Source organism: Streptomyces sp. NPDC047014 (assembly GCF_040644195.1).
Taxonomy (GTDB): domain Bacteria; phylum Actinomycetota; class Actinomycetes; order Streptomycetales; family Streptomycetaceae; genus Streptomyces.
Genome location: NZ_JBEYVX010000031.1, coordinates 1 through 14,386 on the forward strand (window position 1 = coordinate 1; position 14,386 = coordinate 14,386).

A 14,386-nucleotide genomic window follows, 5' to 3' on the forward strand; every position below is an offset into this window, starting at 1 on the left:
GGCGTGGCGGCCGCCGCCGCTGCCGCCCCGGCCCCCGTGGCCGGCGGTGAACCGGTGGACGTGCTGCGGGCACTGGTCGCGGAGGTGCTGGGGCTGCCCGCGGTGGGCCCGGACGACAACTACTTCGAGCTGGGCGGCGACAGCATCGTCTCCATCCGCCTCGTCGGGCTCGCCCGGAAGGCCGGGCTGACCATCTCGGCCCGCCAGGTGTTCCAGCACCCGACCCCGGCGGCCCTCGCGGGGGTCGCCACCCGCCGCGAGGGTGCGGCGGCCGCCCCGGCGCGGCCCGCCGACGGCGGGCCCGGCCCGCTGGCGCTGCCTCCGGTGGCGCAGTGGCTGGCCGAACGCGGCGGCCCCTTCGCCTCGTTCGCGCAGGCCAGGCTGGTGCGGCTGCCGGCCGGCACGGACCGGGCCGCGCTCGGCGCCGCGCTCCAGGCCGTACTGGACCACCACGACGGGCTCCGGCAGACGCTGACGGTGGCACGGCCCGGGGTGTGGAGCGCCGAGGTGCGGCCCGTGGGCGCGGTCACGGCCGGGGACGTGCTGGACACGGTCGACGCCGCCGGGGCCGACGAGCAGGCGCTGCGCGAGCTGCTGGCGCGGGAGTCCGGGCGGGTGTCCCGGCTGCTCGACCCGGAGTCCGGGGTGATGCTGCGGGCGGTCCACTTCGACCGCGGCCCGGACGCCTCGGGCCGGCTGCTGCTGGCCGCGCACCACCTGGCGGTGGACGAGGTGTCCTGGCAGATCCTGCTGCCGGACCTGCGGGCCGCCCACGAGGCGGTGGCCGCGGGCCGCAAGCCGGCGCTGGAGCCGGTGCCGACCTCGCTGCGGACCTGGACCGGGCACCTCCTGGCCGAGGCGCAGGCCCCGCGGCGGACGGCGGAGCTGGAGCACTGGCTGGCGGCCTCCGCGGCCACGGCCCCGCTGCTGGCGCGCCGCGCGCTGGACCCGCGTACGGACACCGTGGCCACGGCCCGGCGGCTGACCGTGCGGGCGGCCGCGGACCGGACCGCTCCGCTGCTGCGGGAGGTCCCGACGGCCTTCCACGGCACGGTCGGCGACACCCTGCTGACGGCGCTGGCCCTGGCCGTCGGCGGCTTCGCGGCGCGTGCGGGCGTCGCGTACGGCGACGGGTTCACCGTGGACCTGGAGGGCCACGGCCGGGAGCAGGAGCTGCTGCCGGGCGCGGATCTGACGCGGACGGTGGGCTGGTTCACGGCGATCCACCCGCTGCGGGTGACGGCCCGGTCCTACGACGCGGCCGGGGTGCTGGCCGGGCGGGACGACGCGGGCGCGGCCCTCAAGGAGGTCAAGGAGCTGCTGCGGCAGGTCCCGGACGGCGGGGTCGGCGCGGGTCTGCTGCGGTACGCGAACCCGGCGACGGCCCGGCTGTTCGACGGCGCGGCCCGGCCCGAGGTGCTGTGGAACTACCTGGGCCGGCAGACCGGTACGGCGGATCCCGACTGGGGTCCGGCGGCGGAGGGCGACGCCCTGGCGGCGCGGCCCGATCCGCTGCTGCCGCTGTCGCACGCGCTGGAGATCACCACCGAGATCGGTGACGGCCCGGACGGGCCGGAACTGACCGCGACGTTCACGTGGGCGGGCGAGGCCGTCCCGCAGGACGCCGTCGGGGAGCTCGCGGACGGCTTCCTGGCCGCCGTGGACGCCCTGGCCGCTTGGGCGGCGCACGGCACCACCGGGGGGTACACCCCCTCGGACCTCGACCTGGTCGATCTCGACCAGGACCAGATCACGATGCTCGAAGACATGTGGAGGGCCCAGCAGTGACCCAGGCTCGAATCGAGGACATGCTCCCGCTGTCCCCCTTGCAGCAGGGGATGCTGTTCCACTCCCTCTACGACGGCGCCGCGCCGGACGTCTACACCGTGCAGGTGTCGGTGTCGCTGGCCGGGCCCGTGGACGCGGAACGGCTGGAGCGGGCGGGTGCCGCCCTGCTCCGACGGCACCCGAACCTGCGGGCCGGTTTCTGGCACGAGGGGGTTCCGCAGCCGGTGCAGTTCGTGCCGGCGGAGGTGCCGTTCACGCTGGACCGGGTGGACCTGTCGGACGACCCCTCGCCCTCGGCGGTGCGCCGGGCGGAGCGGGCCGAGCTGAACCGCCGGTTCAGCCTGCACCGGCCGCCGCTGCTGCGGCTGCTGCTGGCGCGGCGCGGTCCGGACGACCACCTCCTCGTGGTGACGGTCCATCACATCCTGGTGGACGGCTGGTCGATGCCGCTGCTGGTCGGTGACCTGCTCGCGCTGTACGAGGCCGACGGCCGGCCGGGCGGGCCCGCGCCGGTGCGCCCGTACAAGGACTACCTGCGCTGGCTCAAGGCGCAGGACGCGCCGGCCGCGGAGGCCGCCTGGCGGCAGGCGCTGACGGGGCTGGAGGGGCCGACGCTGGTGGCGGCGGCCGACACCGGCCGGATGGCGGTGCGCCCCGGCGTGCACCGGCTGGAGCTGTCGGCGGAGGCCACCGCCCGGCTGACGGGCGCGGCCCGCCGGCTGGGCACCACGCCGAGCACGCTGGTGCAGGCGGCCTGGGGGCTGCTGCTGGGCTCGCTGACCGGGCGGGACGACGTGGTGTTCGGGCTGACCGTCTCGGGGCGGCCCGAGGAGATACCCGGCGTCGAGTCGATGGTGGGCCTGTTCATCACCACCGTGCCGGTACGGCTGGCCGCGCGCCCGTGGGACACCGTGGGCGGGCTCGTCCGCCGCTTCCGGGACGAGCAGAACGGCCTGCTGGCCCACCACCACCTGGGGCTGCGGCTGATCCAGAAGCAGGCGGGCGGCGGCGAGCTGTTCGACACGCTCGTGGTCGTGGAGAACTACCCGGTGGACCCGTCGGCCCGGCCGGCGCTGTCCGACGGGGTGCGGGTGGCCGGGGTCGAGGCCCGGGACGGCACGCACTACCCGCTGACGCTCGCGGTGAACCTGGACGAGCGGGCCGAACTGGCCGTGGAGTACCGCCCGGACCTGTTCGACGCGCGCGGCGCCGCCCGGATCGCGGACCGGCTGGCGGGTCTGCTGGAGCAGCTGGCCGGGGACCCGGAGACGCCGGTGGGCGCGCTGCGGCTGCTCGCCGCCGACGAACCGGCCGCGCTGCGGCCCGGTGCGCGCGGCGTGGACTGCGAGGTGCCCGGGGGCACGGTCGCGGACCGGTTCGCGGAGCGGGCGGCGGCCACGCCGGACGCGGTCGCGGTGGTGTCGGGCGGGCGTCGGCTGACCTTCGCGGAGCTGGACGCCCGTGCGGAGGCCCTGGCCGGGCTGCTGGCCGGGCGCGGGGTCGGGCCCGAGGACGTGGTGGCGCTGGCCGTGCCCCGGTCCGCGGACGCGGTCGCGGCGCTGCTCGCGGTGCTCAGGACGGGCGCCGCCTATCTGCCGCTGGACCTGGACCACCCGGCCGACCGGCTGGCGCTGATGCTGGACGACGCCCGGCCCGTGTGCGTGCTGACCACGGAGGCGGCGCTGGCGCTGCTGCCGGCGGCGGACGGCGCGGGGGCCGAGCGGATCGTGCTGGACGCGGCGGAGGCCGGGCCCGCGCAGGGCCTCGTACCGGCGCGCCGCCGGCCGCTGCCGGGGCATCCGGCGTACGTGATCCACACCTCGGGTTCGACGGGTGTGCCGAAGGGGGTCGTGGTCACCCACGGCGGTCTCGCGGCGCTGTACGCGCACCACGTGACCCATGTGTTCGGCCCGGCGGTGGCCGCGGCGGGCGGGCGGCGGCTGCGCGCCCTGCACACCGCGTCCTTCTCCTTCGACACCTCCTGGGAGCAGCTGTTCTGGCTGGTCCTGGGGCACGAGCTGCACGTCCTGGACGAGTCGGAGCGGCGGGACGCCGAGTTCACCGTGGCCTATGTGCGCGAGCGCCGGATCGACGCGCTCGACGTGACGCCCACGCATGCGCAGGCCCTGCTGGAGTGCGGGCTGCTGGACCGCGGGGCGCACCGGCCGGGGCTGCTGCTGCTCGGCGGCGAGGGCGTGCCGGAGGCGCTGTGGCGGCAGGTCCGGGAAACGCCGGGGGTGATGTCGGTCAACCTGTACGGGCCGACCGAGTACACGGTGGACGCGCTGGCGGCGGACCTGTCCGCGTCGGCGACCCCGGTGGTGGGGCGCCCGATCGGGAACACGGCGGCGTACGTGCTCGACGGCGCGCTGCGTCCGGTGCCGGAGGGCACCCCGGGTGAGCTGTACCTGGCGGGCGCGGGCGAGGCCCGCGGCTACCTGCGGCGGCCCGCGGCCACGGCGGAACGTTTCCTCGCAGACCCGTTCGGCCCGTCCGGCGGGCGTATGTACCGTACGGGCGACCTGGTGCGGCTGCGGCCCGACGGGGAGCTGGAGTTCCTGGGCCGGGCCGACGACCAGGTGAAGATCCGCGGGCACCGGGTGGAGCCGGCCGAGGCGGAAGCGGCGCTGGCCGCCCTGGACGGGGTGTCGGCGGCGGCCGTGGTGGTCCGCGAGGACACCCCGGGCGTGAAGCGCCTGGTGGGCTACATGACCGGCACCGCGGACCCGGAGCGGGTCCGGGAGCTGCTGGCGGAGCGGCTGCCCGAGTTCCTGGTGCCCTCCGCGGTGGTGGTGCTGCCCGTGCTGCCCATGACCGTGAACGGCAAGCTGGACCGCAAGGCGCTGCCCGCGCCGGTGCTGACCGGCCGGGCCTCCTCGCGGGCCCCGCGCGGCCCCCGCGAGGAGGCGCTGTGCGCGGTGTTCTCCGAGGTGCTGGGCGTGGAACGGGTCGGCGCCGACGACGACTTCTTCGCCCTCGGCGGCGACAGCATCGTCTCGATCCGGCTGGTGGCGCGGGCCCGCAAGGAGGGCCTGCTGCTCACCCCCCGGGACGTGTTCGAGCACCGTACGCCGGCCCGGATGGCCGCGACGGCGGGCACGGCGGGCGACGCGGCAGACGGCGCCGGGCTGCTCTCCGGGACGGGCCCGCTGGTGGAGCTGACCGAGGCCGAACGGGCCTCGCTGGAGGGGGCCTTCGCCTCGGTGGCGGAGGTGCTGCCGCTGTCCCCGCTCCAGGAGGGCCTGTACTTCCACGCCCAGTACGACGACCGGGCGCTGGACGTCTACCTGATGCAGAACTTCGTGGAGCTGCTGCACGAGGTGGACGCGCCCGCGCTGCGGGACGCCTTCGAGGCCCTGCTGCGCCGCCACCCCAACCTGCGTTCCGGTTTCCGGCACGAGGGACTGCCGCAGCCGGTGCAGGTGGTGCCGGACGCGTGGGAGCTGCCGTGGCGGGAGCTGGACTGGTCGGACCTGGACCGGGAGGGGCAGGAGGCCGCGCTGCGGGAGTTCTCCCTCGCGGACGCCGGTGAGCGCTTCGACCTGGGGGCGCCGCCGCTGGTGCGCGTGACCCTCGTACGGATGGCCGCCGACCGGTGGATCCTGTGCGTGACGCAGCACCACATCCTCACGGACGGCTGGTCGGAGTCCCTGTTCTTCGAGGAGCTGTTCGCCCTGTACGCGGCCCGGGGCGCGGAGTCGGTGCTGCCGCCGGTCACCCCGTACCGGGACTACCTGCGGTGGCTGGCCGCCGTGGACACCGAGGAGGCGGTGCGCGCCTGGCGCGGCCACCTGTCGGGCCTGGACCAGGGCACGCTGGTCGCCGAGGCCGATCCGGCGCGCCCGCCGGTGACAGCGGAGGTGGTGGACCTGTCGCTGGACGAGGAGTCCAGCGACCGGCTGCGGGAGTTCGCGCGCGGCGCCGGGATCACCCTGAACACGGTGCTGTCCACGGCGTGGGCGATGGCGCTGGCCGGGATGACCGGCCGCGACGACGTGGTCTTCGGTGCGACCGTGTCGGGCCGGCCCGCGGGCCTGCCGGGCGTGGACCGCATGATCGGCATGTTCATGAACACCCTGCCGTTCCGGGTGTCGCTGCGCCCGGCCGAGCCGGTACGGGACCTGCTGGTGCGGGTGCAGGCCGAGCACGCCGATCTGCTGCCGCACCACTACACGGGCCTGGGCCGGATCCAGCGCGAGACCGGGATCGGCCAGCTCTTCGACACGCTGTACGTGTTCCGCAACACCCCGCTGGACGACTCGGCCCGCGAGGAGGCCGTGGCCGAGCACCACATCGGCTGGACGCACAGCGTGGACGGTACGCACTACCCGCTGACCCTGGCGGTGACCCCGGGCCGGGCCCTGGAGCTGACCCTCGCCTACCGGCCCGACCTGTACGACGCGGGCACCGCGCGGCGGCTGGCCGGACGGCTGGCGCAGCTGGTGCAGGCGATCGCCGCGGACGGCTCGGTCCCGGTGGGCCGGCTGCACACCCTGCCCGCCTCCGAGCGGGCCGGGCTGCTGGAGCTGGGCGACGACACCGGGCAGGAGATCCCGGACGTGTCCCTCGCGGACCTGTTCGCGCAGCAGGCGGCCCGGACCCCGCAGGAGACCGCGCTGGTCTTCGAGGACGAGCGGCTGACCTACGCCGAGCTGGACGCGCGGGCCAACCGGCTGGCGCGGGCCCTGCGGGCGCGCGGGGCGGGCCCGGAGCGGGTGGTGGCCCTGGGGCTGCCGCGTTCCGCGGACTTCGTGGTCGCGCTGTTCGCCGTACTCAAGACGGGCGCCGCCTATCTGCCGCTGGACCTGGACCACCCGGTGGAGCGGCTGGCCGCCATGGTCGAGGACGCCGGGCCGCTGTGCCTGGTGACGGTGGACGCGGTCGCGGCGCGGGTCCCGCGGGTGGCCGGGGTGCCGCTGCTGGAGCTGGACGCCGAGGCGGTCACGGCCGAGCTGGCCGGGCTGTCCGACGCCCCGCTGGCGGAGGCGGAGCTGACGGGCCGCCGCGACGGCCGCCACCCGGCGTACGTGATCTACACCTCCGGGTCCACGGGCCGCCCCAAGGGCGTGGTCGTGCCCTACTCGGGCCTGACGAACATGCTGTTCAACCACCGGGAGCGGATCTTCGCCCCGGCGGTGGAACTGGCGGGCGGGCGCCGGATGAAGGTGGCGCACACCGTGTCCTTCGCCTTCGACATGTCGTGGGAGGAGTTCTTCTGGCTGGTCGACGGGCACGAGGTGCACGTCATCGGTGAGGAGCTGCGGCTGGACCCGGCGGCGCTCACCGCGCACTACGACCGGGTCGGCATCGACGTGGTCAACGTGACGCCCTCCTACGGCCAGCAGCTGGTGGACGCCGGGCTGCTGGACGCCGGACGGCACCGTCCGGCGCTGGTCCTGCTCGGCGGGGAGGCCGTCCCGGACTCCCTGTGGACGCTGCTCTCGGAGACCGGGGGCACGATGGCCTACAACCTGTACGGACCCACCGAGTACACGATCAACGCGCTGGGCGCGGACGTGGCCGACAGCGCCGGCTCCTGCGTCGGCCGCCCGATCTACAACACCCGCGCCTACGTGCTCGACCGGGCCCTGCGGCCGGCCGCGCAGGGCGTACCGGGCGAGCTGTACCTCGCGGGCGCGGGCCTGGCCCGCGGCTACCTGGGCCGGCCGTCGCTGACGGCGGAGCGGTTCGTCGCCGACCCCTTCGGAGAGCCCGGTACGCCGATGTACCGCACCGGCGACCTGGTGCGCTGGCGCGCCGACGGCGGGCTGGACTACCTGGGCCGGGCCGATGACCAGGTGAAGATCCGCGGCTTCCGGATCGAGCTGGGCGAGATCGAGTCCGTGCTCGCCGGGCTGCCGGAGGTGGCCGCCGCGGCGGTGACCGTGCACACCGGCGCGACCGGCGTGAAGCGGCTCGTCGCCTACACCGTGCCGGCCGCCGGAGCCACCGGCCCGGCCGCCCGGCCGGCCGCGCTGCGGGCCCGGCTGGCGGCGGTACTGCCGGAGTACATGGTGCCGGCCGCGTTCGTGGAACTGGCCGCGCTGCCGCTGACCGTGAACGGCAAGACCGACCGGGCGGCGCTGCCCGCGCCGGACCTCGGGGAGGTCTCCGGGCGGCCGCCGAAGGACGCCCGCGAGGAGGCCCTGGCCGCGCTGTTCGCGGAGGTGCTGGGGCTGGAGCGGGTCGGTGTGGAGGACAACTTCTTCGCGCTGGGCGGGCATTCGCTGCTCGCGATGCGGCTGGTCGGCCGGATCCGCGCCGAACTGGGCGTGCCGGTGCAGGTGGGGGCGGTGATGTCCGCGCCGACCGTCGCCGACATCGCCGCGCGCATCGCCGGGGACGCCCGCGACGACGCGCTGCGGGTGCTGATGCCGCTGCGCGCCCAGGGCTCGGCCGCGCCGCTGTTCTGCTTCCACCCGGCCTCGGGCTTCGCCTGGCAGTACACGGGCCTGCTGCGCCATCTGGACGCCGACCGGCCGGTGTACGGGCTCCAGTCGCCCGGCCTGGCCGGGGAGCTGCCCGAGTTCGCGGACGTGGCGGAGCTGGCCGAGCGGTACCTCGCGGAAATCCGTACGGTGCAACCGGAGGGCCCGTACCACTTCCTCGGCTACTCCTTCGGCGGGACCGTCGCCCACACCCTGGCGGCCCTGCTCCAGGAGCGCGGCGAGGAGGTCGCCTTCCTGGGCCTGCTCGACGCCTATCCGACGGAGACCGAGGACTGGTCGTACGCCGAGTCCCCGGAGTGGCGCGAGCGGCTGGAGCGGGAGGAGTCCGGCTTCCTGCTGTCGGTGGCCGGGGTGGAGGAGGCCGAGGACGGCGGGCCCTCGGGCCGCGAGGAGCGGATCGCCGCGATCCGCGACAGCCGCGGCCTGCTCGCCGGCTTCGACGAGCGCCTGCTCGACGCGATCGTGTCGGTGAACGTGGACTGCGTCCGCCTGCTGGCCCGCAGCCGCACCCGGCACTACCGCGGTGACGTGCTGTTCTTCACCGCCGCCCGGACCACCCCGGCGGACCAGGAACCGGCCCTGGTGTGGCCGGAGTACCTGGACGGCCGGCTCGTGGAGCACGTGCTCGACCTCGGTCACGACGAGCTCATGTCCCCCGCCGCGCTGGCGGAGATCGGCCCGGAGCTGGCGCGCGCCCTCGCGGCGCTGCCGCCGGCCCCGGCCGCCGGCTGACGGCCGGCCCCACCGCGGGTCCCGGAACCGCAGGGCCGCCCCCCTCTCGGAGGGGCGGCGGCCCGGCCCGGGGCCCGCACCATCCCCCGCTCTTCACCCGACTTGGAGGACCAGATGCCTGATCCCGCAGCTCCCGGGCACCCGCGGTTCGCGGGCCGGGTCGCGTTCGTGACCGGCGCCGGCAGCGGCATCGGGGAGGCGGTCGCCCGCACCCTGTACGCCCACGGCGCCTCGGTGGCCGCCACCGACATCCACGGCGGCGCCGTCAAGGAACTCGCCGCGCGCGTGACCGCCGAGGCCGCCCCCGGCGAAGCCGTACCGGCGGGCCGCTTCCTGCCCCTCGCCCTCGACGTGGCCGACCCCGACGCGGTCCGCGCCGCCGTCGCCGAGACGGTCGCGGAGCTCGGGCCGGTGGACATCCTGGTGAACGTGGCCGGCGTCCTGCACACCGGTCCCGCCACCGGGGTCGACGACGCGGCTTGGGCGCGGCTGTTCGCCGTGAACGCCACCGGCGTCTTCCACACCGCCCGCGAACTCGCCCCGGCGATGGCGGAGCGCGGCCGGGGCAGCATCGTCACCGTCGCCTCCGACGCGGCGGCCGTACCGCGCGTCGGGATGGCCGCCTACGCCGCCTCCAAGGCCGCCGCGACCATGTTCACGAAGTGCCTGGGGCTGGAGTACGCGCGCAGCGGCGTCCGCTGCAACGTGGTCGCCCCCGGTTCCACCGACACCCCGATGCAGCGGTCCCTGTGGGAGGGCGACACCGTCCCGCGCCGGGTGCTGGAGGGCGACCCTTCGGGCTACCGCAACGCCATCCCGCTCGGCCGGATCGCGGACCCGGCGGACGTCGCCGACGCCGTCGCCTTCCTCGCCTCCGACGAGGCCCGCCACATCACGATGCAGCAGCTGTACGTGGACGGCGGCGCCTCCCTGCGCTGACCGGACCTGCCCGGCACCCGCGCGGGCGGGAGACCGCCCGGCCCGCCGCCGGAGCCCCCGCCCGCGCACCACCCGTACGAACGCCTCCGCCCCGCGCGCAGGCACCCGCCCCGCCCAGACCCGTGCGCGCCCCCGCGCCACGACACCCCGAGGAGTCACCGTGCCGACGGTCCGCCCAGTCGCCGCACCCCCCACGCCCCCGGAGCCGCCCGCCGCTCCCGTCCCGTCCGCCCGCGCCGAGGCCGTCCGTCCCGACGCCACGCGCTCCGGCTCCGCGCGCTCCGACGCCGCCCGCCCGGCCGCGTCGGAGCACCCGGCCGTCGGCGCCGCGACCGGCCTGCTCGACGCCTACCGGCCGGGGGCGCGCTTCCTGGCCACCCCCACCCGTACGCTGCTCGCCGAGGGCGTGCACGCCGAGGTGCCCGCCGCCGGGGGCACGCTGCCGGAGCGGGTGCGCTCCGCGCTCGCCGCCGCCCGCGAGGCCGGGGTGCGGCAGCCCCTGGTGATCGGCGCGATCCCCTTCGACGCCGATGGGCCGGCCGCCCTGGTGGTCCCGCTGGACGTGCGCAGCGGGCCCGCGCTCGGCGCCGACCCGCTGGTGGCGCTCCCGCCCGTCGAGCCGGAGCCGCTGGAGTGGACGGTGTCCGAGGAGCCCTCCGCCGAGGTGTACGGCAAGGCCGTCGCCACGGCCGTGGCCCGGATGACCGACGGCGAGTTCGACAAGGTGGTCCTCGCCCGCACCCTGGAGCTGAGTGCCCGCGGCCGCACCCCCGACCTGGCCGCCCTGCTGGGCCGGCTGGCCCGCCGCGACCCCTCGGGCTACACCTTCGCGCTGCCCACCGGCCCGGACCGCACCCTGCTCGGCGCCAGCCCCGAACTGCTGGTCTCCCGGCGCGGCGGGGCCCTGGTGGCGAACCCGCTCGCCGGATCGGTGCCGCGCAGTACGGACCTGGCCGAGGACGTGCGCCGGGCCGCCGCCCTGCTGGAGTCCGCGAAGGACCTGCACGAGCACGCCGTCGTCGTCGACGGGGTGCGCGAGGCCATGGCGCCCTACTGCACGGAGCTGGAGGTCCCCGAGCGGCCCACCCTGGTGCGCACCGCCGCGATGTGGCACCTGTCCACCACGGTCACCGGCCGGCTCGCGGACCCGGGCACCACCGCCCTGGACGTGGCCCGCTCCCTGCACCCGACGCCCGCCGTGTGCGGGACGCCCACCGATGTGGCCCGCCGGGCCATCGCCGAGCTGGAGCCCTTCGACCGGGGCTTCTTCACCGGCGTCGTGGGCTGGCAGGACGACTCCGGCGACGGCGAATGGGTGGTCACCCTGCGCTGCGCGGAGGCGTCCGGGGACCGGCTGCGGCTGTACGCGGGCGCCGGTGTGGTGGCCGCCTCGGACCCGGCGGCCGAGACCGCCGAGACCGCCGCGAAGTTCCGTACCTTCCTGCGCGCCGTGGGGGCATCGCTGTGACCGTGAACGACGTGACCGCGGACGCTGTGACCGTGAGCGCTGTGACCGCGGACGACGTGTCCTGCCAGGCCGCGCCCGAGGACGACGCGCCCCTGTGGCCCGCCGAGTTCGCCGAGCGCTACCGCGCCGCCGGCTACTGGCGCGGCGAGACCCTGGGCGGCATGCTCCGCGAGCGGGCCGCCGCCCACCCGGACCGGGTGGCGCTGGTGGACCCGGCGGGCGGCCCCGACGGCGGCCGCCGGGCCTGGACGTACGGCGAACTCGACGCGCGGGCCGACCGGATGGCCGCCGGGTTCGCGGCCCGGGGTATCGCGGCGGGCGACAAGGTGGTGGTACAGCTGCCGAACACCGCCGAGTTCTTCGAGGTGGTCTTCGCCCTCTTCCGGATCGGGGCGCTGCCGGTGTTCGCGCTGCCCGCCCACCGGCAGGCGGAGATCGGCTACTTCTGCTCCTTCACCCAGGCCGCGGCCTACGTCGGGCCGGGCCGGCTCGCCGGTTTCGACCACCGGGAGCTGGCGGCGGCCGTCCGCGCCGAGGTCCCCGGGCTGCGGCTGGTTTTCATCGCGGACCCGGACCCGGGCCCGTTCACGGCGCTCGCCGAGGTACCCGTCGACCCGCCCGCCGGCCGGGAGGCGCTGGACGCGGCCGGACCGCAGCCGGGGGACATCGCCTTCCTCCAGCTGTCCGGCGGCAGCACCGGCGTGCCCAAGCTGATCCCCCGCACCCATGACGACTACCTGTACTCGGTGCGCGGCTCCAACGAGATCTGCGCCGTGACCGACGCCTCCGTGTACCTGGTGGCGCTGCCCGCCGCGCACAACTTCCCGCTGTCCTCGCCCGGTTCGCTGGGCGCGCTGTACGCGGGCGGCCGCGTGGTGATGTGCCCGCAGCCCGCGCCGGAGACGGCGTTCCCGCTGATCGAGCGGGAGGGCGTGACGATCACCGGGCTGGTGCCGCCGCTGGCCCTGCTGTGGACGGAGGCCGCCGCCGCGACCCCGCACGACCTCGGCAGCCTGGACGTGCTGCTGGTGGGTGGCGCCAAGTTCTCCGACGAGGCGGCCCGCCGCACCGGCCCCGCCCTCGGCTGCCGGCTCCAGCAGGTCTTCGGGATGGCCGAGGGCCTGGTCAACTACACGCGGCTGGACGACCCCGACGAGCTGGTGAACACCACGCAGGGCCGCCCGATCTCCGAGGCGGACGAGATCCGCATCGTGGACGACGAGGACCACGAGGTCCCCGAGGGCGCCACCGGCCACCTGCTGACCCGCGGCCCCTACACCATCCGCGGCTACTGGCGGGCCCCCGAGCACAACACGCGCTCCTTCACCGCCGACGGCTTCTACCGCACGGGCGACATCGTCCGCGCCCTGCCCAGCGGCCACCTGGTCGTGGAGGGCCGGGCCAAGGACCAGATCAACCGGGGCGGCGAGAAGATCGCCGCCGAGGAGGTGGAGAACCACATCCTCGCCCACCCGTCGGTGCACGACGCGAACGTGGTCGCCGAACCGGACCCGTACCTCGGCGAGCGGACCTGCGCGTACGTGATCCTACGCGCCGGCGCCGAGCCGCTGCGGCCCGCCGCCGTGAAGTCCTTCCTGCGCGGACGCGGCCTGGCCGGCTACAAGGTGCCGGACCGGGTGGAGTTCGTCGCCGCCTTCCCCACCACGGGGGTGGGCAAGGTCTCCAAGAAGGACCTGCGCGCCGCCGCCACCGCCGAGAGCGCCGGTACGCCGGAACCCGCGCCCCGGCCCTGACCCGGCCGCGGGCCCTCTCCCGCCCCGGCCCCACCGGCCCCGCCGGCCCCGCCGTTGTCGCCGCCCGACCGAGAACCGAACGGAACACCGAACGCCATGAGCCTGCCCCGTATCGACGCCTACGCCCTGCCCTCCGAGGACGGCCTGCCCGCCAACCGGGTGGACTGGAAGCCGGACCCGGCCCGCTCCGTCCTGCTCGTGCACGACCTCCAGAACCACTTCCTGTCGGCCTACGGCGAGGGCTCCCCGACCGTCGACGCCCTGCTCGGCTCGGTCGCCCGGCTGCGCGCCGAGGCCGACCGGGCCGGGGTCCCGGTGCTGTGGACCGCCCAGCGCGGCGGCCAGAGCGCCGAGGAGCGCGGCCTCCAGCAGGACTTCTGGGGGCCGGGGCTGCCCGCCGACCCGGTGGCGGAGGCCATCCCGGAAGCGGTGGCCCCCGCGTCTGCGGACAGCGTGCTCACGAAGTGGAAGTACAGCGCGTTCGTCCGTACCGACCTGGCCGAGCGGATGGCGGAGCTCGGCCGCGACCAGCTGGTCATCACGGGCGTCTACGCGCACATCGGGGTGCTGCTGACGGCGGCCGACGCGTGGATGCGCGACATCCAGGCGTTCGTGGTGGCCGACGCCGTCGCGGACTTCTCCGAGCGCGAGCACCGGATGGCCCTGGAGTACGCGGCCGGCCGGTGCGCCCATGTCACCACCGCCGACCGGGTCGCCGCCGCCTGGTGAGACCGGGCCGCTCCGCCCCGCGCCTCCCCCGACCGCTCATCTCCCCCGTCCCCCTTGAGGAGTTCCCCATGTCCGAGCGTCTCTCCGCCGCCCAGCCCTACGCCCTGGGCCTGTTCCGCATCGTGATCGGCCTGCTGTTCGCCTGCCACGGAGCCGCCTCGCTCTTCGGCGTGCTGGGCGGCGCGCACGGCGGGGGCACCGTGCCCACCGGGGCGTGGCCGGGCTGGTACGCGGCGGTGATCCAGCTGGTGTGCGGCGGTCTGGTGCTGCTGGGCGCCGGTACCCGGAGCGCGGCCTTCCTGGCCTCCGGGTCCATGGCGTACGCCTACTTCGTCGAGCACCAGGCCGAGGCCCTGTGGCCGCTGCAGAACCACGGCGAGTCCTCCGCGATGTTCTGCTGGGCCTTCCTGCTGCTGGTGTTCACCGGTCCGGGCGCCTTCGCCGCGGACCGGCTGGTCAAGGCCGGGGCCGGGCGCCGGGCGGATGGCGACGCCACCGGCCCGGCCGCGACCGCGCGCGCCTGACCG

7 protein-coding genes are annotated in these 14,386 nt (G+C 76.3%); all 7 read left to right on the plus strand.

Annotated features, from left to right (window positions below; all coding sequences use genetic code 11):
- Positions 1-1,788, plus strand: a 1,788-nt coding sequence (locus ABZ873_RS18695; RefSeq protein WP_360872773.1) for a condensation domain-containing protein, incomplete at its 5' end; no start/stop codon positions are given.
- The gene (locus ABZ873_RS18700) at positions 1,785-8,969 is read left to right on the plus strand and encodes an amino acid adenylation domain-containing protein (RefSeq protein WP_360872775.1); all 7,185 of its coding nucleotides are present in this window, start codon (positions 1,785-1,787) and stop codon (positions 8,967-8,969) included. The genes ABZ873_RS18695 and ABZ873_RS18700, both read left to right, overlap by 4 nt.
- 114 nt (positions 8,970-9,083) lie before the next feature.
- A complete protein-coding gene (locus ABZ873_RS18705; protein WP_360872778.1) occupies positions 9,084-9,908 on the plus strand; it encodes a 2,3-dihydro-2,3-dihydroxybenzoate dehydrogenase in 825 nt (274 codons plus the stop codon).
- A 337-nt stretch (positions 9,909-10,245) separates the two neighbouring features.
- A complete protein-coding gene (locus ABZ873_RS18710) occupies positions 10,246-11,376 on the plus strand; it encodes an isochorismate synthase (RefSeq protein WP_360872909.1) in 1,131 nt (376 codons plus the stop codon).
- Between the two features lie 41 nt (positions 11,377-11,417).
- A complete protein-coding gene (locus tag ABZ873_RS18715; protein ID WP_360872912.1) occupies positions 11,418-13,130 on the plus strand; it encodes a (2,3-dihydroxybenzoyl)adenylate synthase in 1,713 nt (570 codons plus the stop codon).
- A gap of 96 nt (positions 13,131-13,226) precedes the next feature.
- Positions 13,227-13,859: an isochorismatase family protein gene (locus ABZ873_RS18720; RefSeq protein ID WP_360872781.1), complete on the plus strand. Its 633-nt coding sequence runs from the start codon at positions 13,227-13,229 to the stop codon at positions 13,857-13,859.
- A gap of 68 nt (positions 13,860-13,927) precedes the next feature.
- Positions 13,928-14,383 (plus strand): DoxX family protein, encoded by a 456-nt coding sequence (locus ABZ873_RS18725; protein WP_360872784.1) that lies wholly within the window; start codon positions 13,928-13,930, stop codon positions 14,381-14,383.
- Positions 14,384-14,386 lie beyond the last annotated feature (3 nt).